The sequence below is a fragment of the Chryseobacterium proteolyticum genome (genome assembly GCF_046591535.1).
Lineage (GTDB): Bacteria > Bacteroidota > Bacteroidia > Flavobacteriales > Weeksellaceae > Chryseobacterium > Chryseobacterium proteolyticum.
Window position 1 is genome coordinate 661,592 of the sequence record NZ_JBJLWK010000001.1, and the last position, 13,527, is coordinate 675,118.

Below are 13,527 nucleotides of genomic sequence, written 5' to 3' on the forward strand. Positions count from 1 at the left end.
AAATGAACACATTTCATATAAAAAATTTCCTTTTATCGGGATTGGCAGCAATACTCCTGTTGTCCTGCGCCGTAGGAAAAGAATATAAGAGACCGGACCTTAATGTCCCTCAAACATATAAAGAGTCCACGAAAGTAACCGGAGATACGGTTATACTTCCCTGGAAAACATTTTTTAAGGATCCTCAGCTGATTAACCTTATCGATAAGGCTCTCCTGAAGAATAATGAGATCCATACCGCGCTTAAAAATATGGAGCAGCTTGATCTCGCCTACAAGCAGGCCAAAAACAACCTTATGCCAACTGTAGACTTCAGTGCAGGGGCCAACAGGGCATGGGCTTCAAAAAACAGTCTGAATGGTTCCCTTAATGAACAGTTTACCGGAACCAAGTATATTGATGATTTCAGCGCAACGCTAAGGTTGTCGTGGGAAGTGGATATATGGGGAAAGACCAAAATGCAGAAAGAATCCGCTGCAGCTGATTATTTTGCTCAAAAAGAAAATATGAATGCTCTTAAAACACGCATCATCGTACAGGTAGCTCAGGCCTACTACAATCTGATCAGCCTTGATGAACAGCTGAAAATAGCAGAAAAAAAATATTGAGCTAAGTGATAATACCCTAAAAATAATGAAGCTGCAATATACGGCAGGACAGATCAATTCATTGGCAATTCAGCAATCTGAAGCCCAAAAGAAAACAGCTGAACTTCTGATCCCTTTGGCCAGGCAGAATATTTCAATACAGGAAAATGCTTTAAGTATTTTGTGTGGCGAATATCCTGGAAAAATCGACAGGGGAAACTCCATGAAAAATATGATCCCCGAAAATACATTGTCAGAAGGAGTTCCTGCCCAGCTTTTAAGCAGACGTCCAGACCTGAAAGCAGCAGAACTGGCTGTTATCAGCCTGAATGCTAAAACAGGTCTTTCAAAGGCCGCCATGTATCCGAGCATAAGCCTTACTCCACAAATTGGGATCAACTCGAATAAGTTTAATACATGGTTTGATCTCCCGGGATCCATCACCAAGACCCTGGCCGCTAACTTAGCCATGCCTTTGTTACAGAAAAGGCAGCTGAAAACAGCTTATGAAACAGCTATTATTGAACAGGAAAAAGCGGTGATAGCATTCCGGCAATCCATGATGACAGCAGTAAGTGAGGTTTCCGATGCAATGGCCAAATCTAAAGGAACATCAGAAAGGCTCGCATTACTGGAACAGAGAACTGCTATTCTGGACAAAGGAATCAATGATGCGCTTAAATTATATAAAAGTGGTATGGCAACTTATCTGGAGGTAATCACTGCACAGAATAACAAGCTCCAGAATGATCTTGAGTATGTAAACATTACCCTGGAAAAGCTAAATGCAGAAGTAGACCTTTACCGGTCTTTAGGAGGAGGGGTTAATTGATACTCAAAATACGATTACTTTTGTGAAACTGCCTTGTAAAATGAGGCAGTTTTTATTTTTTTTTAATTGATCCCTTTTACAAGCTACAAACAATAATCTACCGGTCAGAATCAATCATCTTTATATACTCTTCAATAGTTCCTAAATTCATGGATTTTCTCCTCGCGTTTACGTGGCTTGAATCTGCAATATCTTTAAAAAAAACCTTGCCCTTGTCATCTATAGAATATTGGGTTCCATATATCTGTTTTCTGTTATTTAAAATCTCAACCCTGTCGATAAGGTAAGCCAGCTGAGACCTTTCAGCATTTCCTCTTTTAACGGCTTCCTTCATTATGGGAAGATATTTTTCCATTACAGATAATTTCCCCGCGTGTTGTATCGTAACGAACAAAGCAAGATTAGCATCATTTCCGATCTTATCTTTTCCCAACCAACCCAGACTATCAATAATTTTTGTAACGATCATCAAATTATTTCGATCTATCGGATTTTGCTTTTGTGGATTGTATAAGGGTGTCCTGTACTTTTGATCATCAACCAATACTTTTTCCAGCTGATATTTTATAATACGGTATTCATCATCCTTCTTTTTACAGGAAGAAATAAGCAATACATTTAATAACAGGATAAAACAACTATGTCTCATGGTATTGATGACAAATTCATGAACTAAAAGTCAGATTACTTTTTCTCATTAAACATTTTTTCCAGAATCTGATAACGATAATTAAAAATATGTTCAATTTTCTTTTTCACAAAAAGCCCATGGGCTACTTCTCCTAAAACACCCATTGGCAGCTCATAATTAATCGTGTCCCTCATTAAAACACCTTTTTCGTTGGGAATGAATTCGTGAAAGTGATTCCAAAGTTTATAAGGTCCTTTTTTCTGAAAATCAGTAAAACTTTTTTGAAAAGAAACCTGAATGATCTCAGTTTGCCAGCTCATCTTAATCCCCAGCAATGGAGAAACATAATAATCAATTATCATCCCTTCATAAATTTCATCATTCTCCAGCTTGGTCAGGACAATAAAGTTCATATTTTTTGGAGTAATTTTTGAAAGATTATTGGCTGAAGAAAAAAATCTCCATGCTGTTTCCAGATCACAATAAAGCTGCTGTTCACGTTGAAGTTGATGTACCATTTTGTATCGTCAATTTTAAAAGTTTGAGTCCTTAGGGAAAAGTTAAGTCATTAGTTTTTAAAAACAAGTGTTCTTTTTATTTTTTTTTTCATAAATAAAAGGTCGACATGAATAAATTCTCTGCTTGCCCTTTTAATAAAGGAAAATGTAATATACCATATCCGTATACTTTAGTAGAAAAGGGTATAAAATAACCCACTATTTCAGGCTATCTTTCCGTCCTATTTTTATCAAAACAAAATGACAAATAAACCCTTACACAGTTTCCATATTCCGGTGATGGGACTAGCCTATACTATTGACAGTCCGATACGGGTTGCACAGTATGGAATTTCCTCCGTTATTTCGATCATAGATGACGAGATTATAGAAAAAATGAAGAATTTTTACGCTGGAAAATTCAATCTCAATTATCCATTCATCTCTACAAAAACTGAAGATTACAGAGCTAGAAGAATAACGGACTACCTTAATATGGTAGATGACATCGTTAATAAAAAGTTCGAATCCTTTAAGCAGGAGATTATCAAGAATGCAGAAACACTCAGAGAATTTATAGGCATGCTACCGAACACTTCTTCTATTAAAAGCAGATTGCAGGATTTTGCAGATCAAAAAGACTATGTAGGTTCCGGTATCAGAAAATTTATTGACGCTCATCTCAGTCCCGGGAATATAGATGTGAATATTATGACAAAAGTAGATAAGGATAATTTCGCGAAAAATGAACAGCTTCCTGTAATGCATAATGACGCCCACGCGTCGTTACGGGGATTTGCTCATAGCAGACTCTCTTCATCTGTGGTACTTTCCGCAGGAATGAATCCACGTTTATACAGCTACCTCGAAGAATTTGATGATTTTTTTCCGGACAAAAATGGAAATCTGAAAAAAAAAGATCATCCTCAAGGTAAGTGATTTCCGTTCCGCCATGATCCAGGGAAATTTTTTAGCAAAAAAGGGATTATGGGTCTCAGAATACAGAGTTGAATCCGGGCTCAACTGTGGTGGTCACGCTTTTGCAACGGAGGGCTTATTATTAGGTCCCATTTTGGAAGAATTCAAACAGAAAAAGAATGAACTCATAAATTCTGCTTATACTCTTATGATTGCAGCTTTAGAACAAAAAGACAGATATACGGCTACTCAACCGCCGGAAGTAAAAATTACCGTTCAGGGAGGAGTAGGAACTTCCGAAGAACATGTTTTTTTACTTGAATATTATCATGCAGACAGTGTAGGATGGGGCTCTCCATTTTTACTGGTTCCTGAAGCGACATCTGTAGATAAAGTAACCCGTGATCTCCTGGTCCGATCTAAAGAAAATGATTTTTATCTCAGTACCATTTCACCATTAGGAGTCCCTTTTAACACTGTCCGGGGAACCTCCAATGAACTTCTTAAACATCAAAAAGAGGCTCACGGAAAGTACGGTAGTTCCTGTCCCAAAAAACTGCTTGCACTAAACAAAGAATATTCCTCCAAAGGAAACTGCACGGCATCACGGAAATACCAAGCTATCAAATTAAAAGAGCTTGAGAAAGAAAAAGAAACCCTCAGTGAAGAAGAGTTTAACAACAGGAAAAAAGAAATAACTAATAAGGCCTGCTTATGTGTGGGGCTTGTGAATGCAGCCTATATGGAACAGGAGATTCAAATAAAAGGAGAGGATCAAGGTGTAGTTATTTGTCCGGGACCTAATCTGGCTTATTTTGATAAAGAAGTTTCTCTCACTGAAATGGTTCAGCACATCTATGGCAACGGCAATATCCTTCCGGACAATAAACGCCCGAATATGTTCATTAATGAGCTGAAAATGTATGTGGACCACCTGAAAAAGGAAATCAAAGCGGTAACTGACACGGTTACTCTTTCCCAAACAAAGAAATGGAATATCTTCAGAAAAAATCTACTGGAAGGCATTGCTTACTACGAAAATCTGTTCTGTACCACCGCATTTTTTAATAAAGAAAAAGAAAGTATGAAACATCAACTTGAAGAGTATAAAGTAATGATCTCACAAATTATAATTCCACAGATAGAAAAATAAAAACTAACATACCTGTAATTCTATAATAAGGATAAATTCAAATCCAAATACTAGAAAATATTCAGGATGGCTTTTAACAAAAGACACCACAATGGGTGTCTTTTTAATTTTTTTCTATAGGATTTATTTTTATATTTCCTTTTGTAAACTTCTTGATTACATTCATTCTAGCCTCAATCATTTTCTTACGGTCAATAAAATTGATATTCTCATCGTACAGAATATTTTGGGACTTTTTTGTAATTGCTAAAAGTTTATAATGAAAGTTTTCCTGATCATCATATACTTCAAGAATAAGCCCCGGTAAACCAGCAAATTTATATGGGCCATCAGCTATTGGGATATCTTTTGTGTACCATGCAATAAATTTTCTACCTCTAAATGTAGCTTCTGCCTTATAACATTCGTATGTTAAAACATTTTTTTTTCTCATCAATAAGTTTCCACTGCATCGCAGGACTTTTTTCCTTATAGCCAAAGTTTATATTTTCAATTTTATCACTATATATCAAATCAGGTTGTTGATAATCTTTTTTTATTACATGAGACACCTTGAACATTGGTCTTGATGACATTTGAAAAAACGGTTGACTATCTATTATTGAATCAATTTTATATTTTTTATCATTTTGAAAAATTGATTCATTATCACCAATATATAAAGTAAGCATATCATCACTTTTAGTACTTAGTGTTGAATCTGCTTTAAAATCAACATTGTAAATTATTTGAGTATGAGACTTAAACACTTTAAATTTCTTATTCTGTGAAAGCACAATCCCAAACAAAAATATAGAAACAATGGAGAGTATTTTTTTCATATTTTATTGTATAAAAGGTGGCTGATATAACAGCCACCTGGATAGTTTATTTTTTGGTTACAATAATAATTTTTTTGACATCATTATACGGGTAATTTAATTTACTTATTTCTGTACTGTCTTCAATTACTTTTATTGTACGCACCTTCTCTGTATCCATTAATTTATGAAAGGTTTCAAAATCTATAACCTTATCATTAGCAATTATTACCGTTTGCTTTTTTTTGTTTGTCAAAGTAACCTTTAACTTTACCGGAATTCTTAAAAAATTCATCAGAATTATTATAATCAACAATTGGTAATTTTTGAAATTCTAATGCTTGAGCATTTTTTCTGCTGCAAGAAAAAAGTAAAAAGAAAGTAGATAAAATAAGTAAGTTTTTCATATTAATTTCAATATTAACCCATGTATGATCCCGCTCCAGTACAAGGAGGTGTGATAACAGTCGATGATGTAGCTTGACTAGCTGACTCAAATTCCCAATATGTAATACCTCCCACAGTTTGCTCTGTATAAGTTCCGTATTGATAGCATGTGCCACAACAGGTAGTATCATAAGCTATAAACCCATTAAAGCTAATTTTTTTTAATACTATTTTGCGCTGCATTAATAGTTTCAGCAGATTTTACATCACTTTTTGTTGGGGAAGCGGCACACAATATACCTGATGTAGCAATACCTAAAATAAGAATTAATTTTTTCATTTTGATCGTTTTTAATTTTAATATTTTTTTGTGATTGCAATCATTACAATAGTACAAAATTATTTTTATTCACCATTACGGGAAGCCCTATTTACTAAAACTTTCTGCTTGTATAGAATGCGAAAAAGGTAAACATTATTTATGCTTTATAATTTTCTTTGATTTATTTCAATTGCTTTTCATTAAGCTCAAACTTTTTAGCCAAATTTCAAGTTTTTGCAGCCTTTCAATGATCTCATACTGAGTTAAATCTTTAAGGACAATTAAATATACAGTGTTGAAAGAATCTAAAATTTTATCACACCATACCTTCCAAAAATCTTTGCCCCTTAAAAAGTATCATCATGAAATTCCTTTGCGTCTTTGTATTTAAAATCATAATCTTAATTGACAGAATAAACACTTATAATCAACCGTATTGTATTAATATTATCTTAAATAATCTTCTGTCCGCTATTCTTAAGAAAATTTTTCTTTAATTTTATACTACTGAAGATGATTCTCCGTCTTCAAACAAATTCAAAAAACAAGGAGATCAACTATCTTAACAGTTTTCAATTGTGGGTTCATAGAGCACCACATCAATGATTATGACTAAAAAATTAATTCTTAATGTATGGAAAAGAGAATGATAAAAAATACGGATTTATCGGTCGCACCGATTAATTTCGGAGGAAACGTTTTCGGATGGACATTGGATGAGCAACAATCTTTTGACATCCTGGATCAGTTTACAGAAGCCGGATTCAATTTTATAGATACTGCTGATACCTATTCTTGGTGGGTAAATGGAAGAGGGGGACAGTCTGAAGAAATTATCGGAAAATGGTTGAAGAGCCGGGGCAACAGAAACGATCTTGTTATTGCGACTAAAGTAGGATCAGAGACCAAAGAACATGGTTTTGATATCAGTAAAAAACATATCCTGAAATCTGTTGACGAATCTCTGAAAAGATTACAGATCGATCATATAGATCTTTATTATACCCACTTTGATGATCATAAAACCCCTGTTGAGGAAACTCTTGCGGCGTATGACGAAATTATAAAAGCCGGAAAGGTGCGTTATATTGCAGCTTCCAATCTTACTCCGGAACGGCTTACCGCTTCTTTTGAAGCTTCAGAAAAGAATAATTTACCTAGGTATGTCGCTTTACAACCTCATTATAATTTATTAGAGCGTGAAAACTTTGAAAAAAATTACGCTCCTTTGGTGGAAAAATATGATTTGAGCGTATTCCCATACTGGTCTTTAGCGGCAGGTTTTCTAACCGGAAAATACCGCAGTGAAGCAGATCTTTCTAAAAGTGCCAGGGGAGAAGGTGTCCGCAAATATCTGAATGAAAAAGGGGAGCGAGTATTAAAAGCTTTGGATCAGGTAAGTGAAAAACATCAGGCCAACCAGGCTTCTGTGGCATTAGCATGGCTATTAGCCAATACACTTATTACCGCACCTATCGTAAGCGCAACCAGCCAGTCTCAATTACAAACCTTGTTTAAAGCGACTGAACTTCATCTGAGTAACGAAGATGTACAGCTTCTGAATGAAGCAAGCAAATAAAAACAAAGCCTCATACGAGGCTTTTGTTTTTATGATCTATATACCCTTGATTTACATACGTTGTTCAGTGTTTTGCATACATGCTGTTTTTTATTTCTTACGAATTTTGAATCATTAAATAAACAGTATGAAAATGAATACAATACAATTAGGAAATCAGGGATTGAAAGTTCCTGTTATAGGTTTAGGATGTATGGGCATGACAGGTTTTGAAGACGGAAATATGTATGGTGAAGCAGATGAGAAGGAAGCTATTGCGACCATTCACAGATCATTGGAGCTAGGAGGTAATTTTCTTGATACAGCAGATCTTTACGGTCCGTTTAAAAATGAGCAGCTTATTGCCAAAGCTACGGAAAACAATCGGGACCAATATATTATCGCTACCAAATTTGGCTGGGAAATCAATGACCAGGATAAGGTTACCTGGGCCATCAACGGAAAGAAGGATTATGTAAAGAAATCAGTAGAACGTTCATTAAAAAACTTAAAGACTGATTATATTGATCTTTATTATATGCATCGGCTGGATAAAAACACACCTATAGAGGAAACTGTAGGAGCAATGAGCGACCTGGTAAAAGAAGGCAAAGTGAAATACATCGGCTTATCGGAAGTATCTTCAGAAACCATCAAAAGAGCCCATATTGTTCATCCCATTACAGCTGTACAAAGTGAATATTCATTGTTTGAGCGTACAGTAGAAGAAAGAGGAGTGATTACAACATTACAAGAACTGAAAATAGGGTTTGTGCCTTATTCTCCGCTGGGACGCGGTTTTTTATCCGGACAAATCCGTTCCATTGATGACTTGCCTGAAAATGACTTCCGACGCGCAATCCCTCGTTTTCAGGAACAACATTTTTATAAAAATATTAAACTGGTAGAAGCCATCGAGTCTATGGCAAAAGAGAAGAACATTACATCTTCCCAACTGGCATTAGCATGGATTATCAGTAAAGGCTTTGTCCCGATTCCAGGAACAAAAGGCAGAAAATATCTGGAACAGAATATTGATGCTGTTCATATTCAGCTTACAGAAGAGGAAATTTTAAAACTGGAAAGCATTATTCCTTTAGGCACTGATACGGGAGCTCAATATGATGAATTCAGTATGGGACTGTTAGATTAATTGTTACATTTGTTTTATGAATGCTATTCAGTCGGTTTCAGCTTTTCATCGCCTATTATCCTTACCGGAACCTAAACATCCGTTGGTAAGTGTTATTAACCTTTCCCATTCTATATTTCTGGAAGATGAAATATGGAAAGGTTTTGTGAACAGATTTTATTGTGTTGCATTGAAAAGAGAAGCAAAAGGCAAGATCAAATATGGTCAGCAGCATTATGACTATGATAAAGGAGTATTAAGCTTTACTGCACCTAACCAGGTACAGTATTTAGACTTGCAAAATATGGAATGCGGATCAGGTTACTTATTGATCTTTCATCCTGATTTTTTATTGAAACATCCTCTGGCATCTTCGATTACAGGTTATGGTTTTTTCTCCTATGCGGTAAATGAAGCTTTACATTTATCGGAAGATGAGGAAGATGATCTGATTGCAATACTCAAAAAAATAGATAAAGAATGTCAGCATATCGATCGTCATACCCAGGATATTATTTTATCTCAGATTGATCTTTTGCTTAATTATTCCAATCGTTTTTATGAACGGCAGTTTATTACCCGCAAAAACAGCAATCATCAGCTCCTAACAAAATTCGAGCTTTTTCTGAATGATTATTTTGATCATGAACAATCTGTAGATAAGGGTTTGTTAACCGTTCAGCTTATTGCTGAAGCAATGAACCTATCTCCTAATTATCTCAGTGATCTGTTAAGAATTCATACAGGGCAGAATACCCAACAACATATTCATGAAAAATTAATAGCAAAGGCCAAAGAAAAACTGTCGACCACTAATTTATCTGTGAGTGAAATCGCCTATGCATTAGGCTTTGAACATCCTCAGTCTTTCAGCACTCTATTCAAAAAGAAAACAAAAATGGCTCCGATGGAGTTCAGAACTTCCTTAGGAATAAAATAATACCTAAATTTTTATAAAAAAAAATCCTCAATTAAAATTGAGGATTCTTTGTTGTATTAATCATATTATTTCATTGCTTTCTTATTCAGAGCAGTGTCTGCGATACTGGTAAGGAGTTCATCGCATTTTTTCTCTTCTTCCAATGTCTTCAATAAAATTTTCAGACATTTGGTTTGCTTCAGAACCTTAGCATAAGCTGCTAACGTACCATAGGTAGCAATTTCATAATGTTCTACTTTCTGTGATGCCGCAATAATTCCGGCATCCCGTACAGAACCTGGTTGTGTTTCTTCCATAATACTTTTCCCTTCATCCAGCAATCCCTGCATGGCATCACATTTTTTTGCCTGAGCTTTCTTGCCCAAAGCAGCAAAACATTCTTCCAATCTTTTTACATGGTTTTCGGTTTCAGCCAGGTGACTTGATATCGCTTTCTTCAGGCCTTTATCTTCAGCATTTTTTTCCATTTTCGGAAGAGCTTTCGTTAATGCTTTTTCAGCCCAGTAAATATCCTTAAGCCCATCTTCAAACAGATCCTTGAGTTCCTTTGCCGCATCCTTTTTAGCGGGAACCTTTCTTGCCGGAGTTTTTACCGCGGCTGTTTTTTTTAGCCGGGGTTGATGCCGATCTGGCTCTTGAAGACGTTGCCGTTTTTTTTTCCTGGTGTTTTTGTACTCGTTGCCATATTAATATTTTTTGTGGTTTATGCATTAACTGGTTACAATAATAAAGCCAAACGCAACAACGAAACCTCAAATTATTTAAATACTTAACATTACTTTAACTTAAAAATGAAATATTGAATAAAAATAAATAGAATTAAATACGCAATTACTAATTCTAATTATGACTATGATCATAAAAATAACAGTTGCTGAATCTTTATATTCGAAATAAATGAAAAGACATTAAGCATCACTAAAATGTATGTCTTCCAATCCACTATTATTATGAAAAAGAATCTTTTTGACAAATTCGCAGATAAAGCTGTTTATTTTACTGGTAGTGCCGCTGCATTTATCACAGCAACAATCCTCGTTATTGCCTGGGCTTCCGTAGGACCTATATTTAATTTTTCGGAAGTCTGGCAGATGGTTATCAATACCGGAACCACAATAATTACTTTTCTCATGGTTTTCCTTATCCAAAAAGCACAAAATAAGGACTCAAAAGCCATACAGATTAAACTTAACGAGCTAATTGCTGCTCATGAACACGCCAGTAACCGGATCGTAGATATTGAAGATCTTACAGAAGATGAACTGGACCAGCTTCATAAATTCTATGAAAAGCTGGGAAAACTACCTAAAAAAGAAGCTTCTTCCACCCATTCAATATCAATAGATGAGCAATCAAAATCTGCCTGTAATCAGCGGTATAAATAAAACTGTTATTTATCTGTATTCCTCTTTGGATAGAGTATTAAACGGATAGAAGGGTTATTGGTAATAAACAACCGAAGCCAATCAAAAGCAAGACGGACCTTACTTCCAAATCCTACCAAAGGAATGATATGAATAAATAACCAGGTAAGCCATGCTATAAAACCTTTAAAAGAAAATTTTGGGAGGTCTACTACCGCATTGTATTTAGAAATAATTGCCATGCTTCCTTTGTCATTATACTCGAAAGGTTTCAAAGGTTTACCTTGTGCAATATACTTAAAGTTATCAGCTAAGTTATGCGCTTGCTGTATGGCTACCTGCGCCAGTTGAGGATGCCCGTTTGGATATTTTTTTTTCCGTGAGCTGAAGACAAATGTCGCCTACAGCGTAAATATTTCTCATTCCTTCCACTTCATTATATCCGTCTACCAGTATTCTTCTTCCACGACCGATAGCTTCTTTTGGAATACCGGGAACTTCCCGGCCTATGACACCGGATGTCCAGATCAGGGTCTCGGTTTCAATGGATCTTCCATCAGAAAGGATTACTTTATTGTCAATATAATCTTTCACGGAGACGTTCAGAATAATTTTTACCCCTAATTTTTCCAGTGTCTCATAAGAAGTTTTCTGGGCCATTTCGCTCATCGGGGAAAGAAGGGTAGGAAGGGCATCAATAAGATACAGGTTGGAAAGACCCAGTTTAATTTCAGGATATTCTTTTTCAGCAATATATTTTCCCATTTCTGCCAGCATCCCAGCAAGTTCCACTCCTGTGGGTCCACCTCCGGCAATAACAATATTCTGAAGAAGACCTGCTGCTTTCATATCCTTATTTCTTGCCGCTTCTTCCAGGGTCAGAAGCATATGATTTCGAAGATAAAGAGCTTCAGTAATACTTTTCATAGGAAGTGCACACCTCTGAACATTTTCCATTCCGAAAAAATTAGATTCGGTTCCTAAAGCAAGAACGAGATAATCATAGCTTAAATTTCCGGTATCAGTTTCTACGGTTTTGGTTTCTGAAACCACTTTAATTAGATTTCCCATGTGAAACCGTACATTTCGGAACTTTGAAATCATTCTTCTGAAAGGATAACTGATATTTGAAGCCTGAATAAAAGAAGTGGCTACCTGGTAGATGAGAGGAGGAAAGAAATGGTAATTATTTTTATCAATCAATGTGATCTCAAACCGTTCGTCATTTTTAAGTGATTTGATGAGATTAATCCCAGCAAATCCTCCGCCTACAATGATGATGTGCTTTTTCATACTTACTATTTTGAGTGGTTACAATAAGAGTCCAATAATAAGACCAAAAAAAATTAAAGTTCATAAATGCACAATGTTTGCTTGCTTTACTATAACCCAACATAAAAAGTACAATATGAAAACAGACATTCTAACAGAAAAGCACAAATTAGGATTAGGAGGAGTAGCTATAGGAACTGCTTTTGCTGACATTACGGATGAAGAAGCGCACGAAGTCCTGCAAAAGGCCTGGGACCTGGGCATACGGTACTATGATACCTCACCCTGGTACGGATTGACAAAAAGCGAAAGAAGATTTGGACAGTTTTTACAGGGTAAGGATAGAGATGACTTTGTTTTCTCTACAAAAGTAGGCAGATTATTTAAGGAAGTCCCTAAATCTGAGGTTCCACCCACCATGTGGAAAAATCCATTAAATTATGACTTCCGGCATGATTATACAGCAGATGCTATAAAAAAGTCAATCGATGAAAGCCTTGAAAGATCAGGGTTCGACCGTATTGATATTGTATACATCCATGACCTTTCTGAAGATCAGGTCGGTGACCGGTATCCTTACTTTCTGAAACAGGCAAAGGAAGGAGCTTTTAAAGTACTTTCAGAGTTAAGGGAACAAGGAATTATAAAAGCCTGGGGAATGGGTGTTAATAAAATAGAGCCTATTTTGGACTGCATTGAAGCAGCTGACCCAGACATTTGCCTTTCTGCTACCCAATATTCTATTTTAGAACATGAAGATGCCGTAGACAGACTACTTCCGGCCGTAAAAAAAGCTGGGGTAAAACTGGTTTCCGGAGCCGGTTATAATTCAGGATTTATTGCGGGGAGAAACCGCTATAATTATAAAGACGTCATTCCCAAAGGGATGACAGAAAAAAGAGACCGGATTGCAGAAATAGCAAAAAAATACAACACAGACATTGTACATGCAGCCCTGCAATTTGTTTTGGCGGCTGATGAATTTGCGGCCATTATTCCCGGAGCCAGTCAGCCGGATCAGGTGCATGACAATGTAGAAGGACTGAATGCTGTAATTCCTCCTGATTTCTGGAATGAGATAAAATCTGAGGGATTGATTTATGAAAAAGCTCAGATCCCAGATTACAGGTAGAA

Annotated in this window: 16 protein-coding genes and 1 pseudogene; 8 read left to right on the plus strand and 9 right to left on the minus strand. The window is 35.9% G+C overall.

Features of this window, described 5'->3' with window-relative positions; all coding sequences use genetic code 11:
• Positions 1-2 precede the first annotated feature (2 nt).
• Positions 3-608 (plus strand): TolC family protein, encoded by a 606-nt coding sequence (locus ACJ5H0_RS02975; RefSeq protein ID WP_411247053.1) that lies wholly within the window; start codon positions 3-5, stop codon positions 606-608.
• A 25-nt stretch (positions 609-633) separates the two neighbouring features.
• Positions 634-1,419, plus strand: coding sequence for a TolC family protein (locus tag ACJ5H0_RS02980; RefSeq protein WP_411247054.1), 786 nt, complete (start codon positions 634-636; stop codon positions 1,417-1,419).
• Positions 1,420-1,516: 97 nt separating this feature from the next.
• Here the strand turns inward: ACJ5H0_RS02980 and ACJ5H0_RS02985 are convergent, their stop codons facing one another.
• Both ACJ5H0_RS02985 and ACJ5H0_RS02990 read right to left on the minus strand, forming a co-directional pair.
• The gene (locus ACJ5H0_RS02985) at positions 1,517-2,068 is read right to left on the minus strand and encodes a DUF6624 domain-containing protein (protein ID WP_411247055.1); all 552 of its coding nucleotides are present in this window, start codon (positions 2,066-2,068) and stop codon (positions 1,517-1,519) included.
• A 35-nt stretch (positions 2,069-2,103) separates the two neighbouring features.
• On the minus strand, positions 2,104-2,568 hold the full coding sequence (locus tag ACJ5H0_RS02990) for an SRPBCC family protein (RefSeq protein WP_411247056.1): 465 nt from the start codon (positions 2,566-2,568) through the stop codon (positions 2,104-2,106).
• Between the two features lie 240 nt (positions 2,569-2,808).
• Here ACJ5H0_RS02990 and ACJ5H0_RS02995 point away from each other — a divergent pair.
• Positions 2,809-4,618: pseudogene (locus tag ACJ5H0_RS02995) on the plus strand (hypothetical protein).
• Between the two features lie 103 nt (positions 4,619-4,721).
• Here ACJ5H0_RS02995 and ACJ5H0_RS03000 read toward each other — a convergent pair.
• The 4 genes from ACJ5H0_RS03000 to ACJ5H0_RS03015 all read right to left on the minus strand — a co-directional run bounded on the left by ACJ5H0_RS03000 (position 4,722) and on the right by ACJ5H0_RS03015 (position 6,145).
• Positions 4,722-5,051 carry a GLPGLI family protein gene (locus ACJ5H0_RS03000; protein WP_411247057.1) on the minus strand — a complete coding sequence of 110 codons (330 nt, stop codon included), beginning with the start codon at positions 5,049-5,051 and terminating at the stop codon, positions 4,722-4,724.
• Complete coding sequence (locus ACJ5H0_RS03005) at positions 5,014-5,439, minus strand: hypothetical protein (RefSeq protein WP_411247060.1); 426 nt, start codon at positions 5,437-5,439, stop codon at positions 5,014-5,016. The genes ACJ5H0_RS03000 and ACJ5H0_RS03005 overlap by 38 nt, the downstream gene beginning before the upstream one ends.
• 197 nt (positions 5,440-5,636) lie before the next feature.
• Positions 5,637-5,825, minus strand: a complete 189-nt coding sequence (locus ACJ5H0_RS03010; protein WP_411247063.1) for a hypothetical protein — start codon at positions 5,823-5,825, stop codon at positions 5,637-5,639.
• A 191-nt stretch (positions 5,826-6,016) separates the two neighbouring features.
• Positions 6,017-6,145 (minus strand): hypothetical protein, encoded by a 129-nt coding sequence (locus ACJ5H0_RS03015; RefSeq protein WP_411247066.1) that lies wholly within the window; start codon positions 6,143-6,145, stop codon positions 6,017-6,019.
• A gap of 616 nt (positions 6,146-6,761) precedes the next feature.
• Here ACJ5H0_RS03015 and ACJ5H0_RS03020 point away from each other — a divergent pair.
• The 3 genes from ACJ5H0_RS03020 (at position 6,762) to ACJ5H0_RS03030 (ending at position 9,757) form a co-directional block, all read left to right on the plus strand.
• On the plus strand, positions 6,762-7,706 hold the full coding sequence (locus ACJ5H0_RS03020; protein WP_411247069.1) for an aldo/keto reductase: 945 nt from the start codon (positions 6,762-6,764) through the stop codon (positions 7,704-7,706).
• A 133-nt stretch (positions 7,707-7,839) separates the two neighbouring features.
• Entirely contained in the window at positions 7,840-8,838 is a 999-nt protein-coding gene (locus tag ACJ5H0_RS03025; RefSeq protein ID WP_411247073.1) for an aldo/keto reductase, read from the plus strand.
• 16 nt (positions 8,839-8,854) lie between these two features.
• On the plus strand, positions 8,855-9,757 hold the full coding sequence (locus tag ACJ5H0_RS03030) for a helix-turn-helix domain-containing protein (RefSeq protein WP_411247076.1): 903 nt from the start codon (positions 8,855-8,857) through the stop codon (positions 9,755-9,757).
• A gap of 65 nt (positions 9,758-9,822) precedes the next feature.
• Here ACJ5H0_RS03030 and ACJ5H0_RS03035 read toward each other — a convergent pair whose 3' ends face one another.
• Positions 9,823-10,290, minus strand: coding sequence for a YciE/YciF ferroxidase family protein (locus ACJ5H0_RS03035; RefSeq protein WP_411248053.1), 468 nt, complete (start codon positions 10,288-10,290; stop codon positions 9,823-9,825).
• 417 nt (positions 10,291-10,707) lie between these two features.
• Between ACJ5H0_RS03035 and ACJ5H0_RS03040 the strand changes: the two genes are divergently transcribed.
• Positions 10,708-11,142: a low affinity iron permease family protein gene (locus tag ACJ5H0_RS03040; protein ID WP_306612362.1), complete on the plus strand. Its 435-nt coding sequence runs from the start codon at positions 10,708-10,710 to the stop codon at positions 11,140-11,142.
• Between the two features lie 5 nt (positions 11,143-11,147).
• Here the strand turns inward: ACJ5H0_RS03040 and ACJ5H0_RS03045 are convergent, their stop codons facing one another.
• Both ACJ5H0_RS03045 and ACJ5H0_RS03050 read right to left on the minus strand, forming a co-directional pair.
• Positions 11,148-11,396 carry a hypothetical protein gene (locus ACJ5H0_RS03045; RefSeq protein ID WP_411247080.1) on the minus strand — a complete coding sequence of 83 codons (249 nt, stop codon included), beginning with the start codon at positions 11,394-11,396 and terminating at the stop codon, positions 11,148-11,150.
• 40 nt (positions 11,397-11,436) lie between these two features.
• Entirely contained in the window at positions 11,437-12,414 is a 978-nt protein-coding gene (locus tag ACJ5H0_RS03050; protein ID WP_411247082.1) for an NAD(P)/FAD-dependent oxidoreductase, read from the minus strand.
• A gap of 115 nt (positions 12,415-12,529) precedes the next feature.
• On the opposite strand from ACJ5H0_RS03050, the gene ACJ5H0_RS03055 reads away from it, so the two are divergent.
• The gene (locus ACJ5H0_RS03055; RefSeq protein ID WP_411247084.1) at positions 12,530-13,525 is read left to right on the plus strand and encodes an aldo/keto reductase; all 996 of its coding nucleotides are present in this window, start codon (positions 12,530-12,532) and stop codon (positions 13,523-13,525) included.
• Positions 13,526-13,527 lie beyond the last annotated feature (2 nt).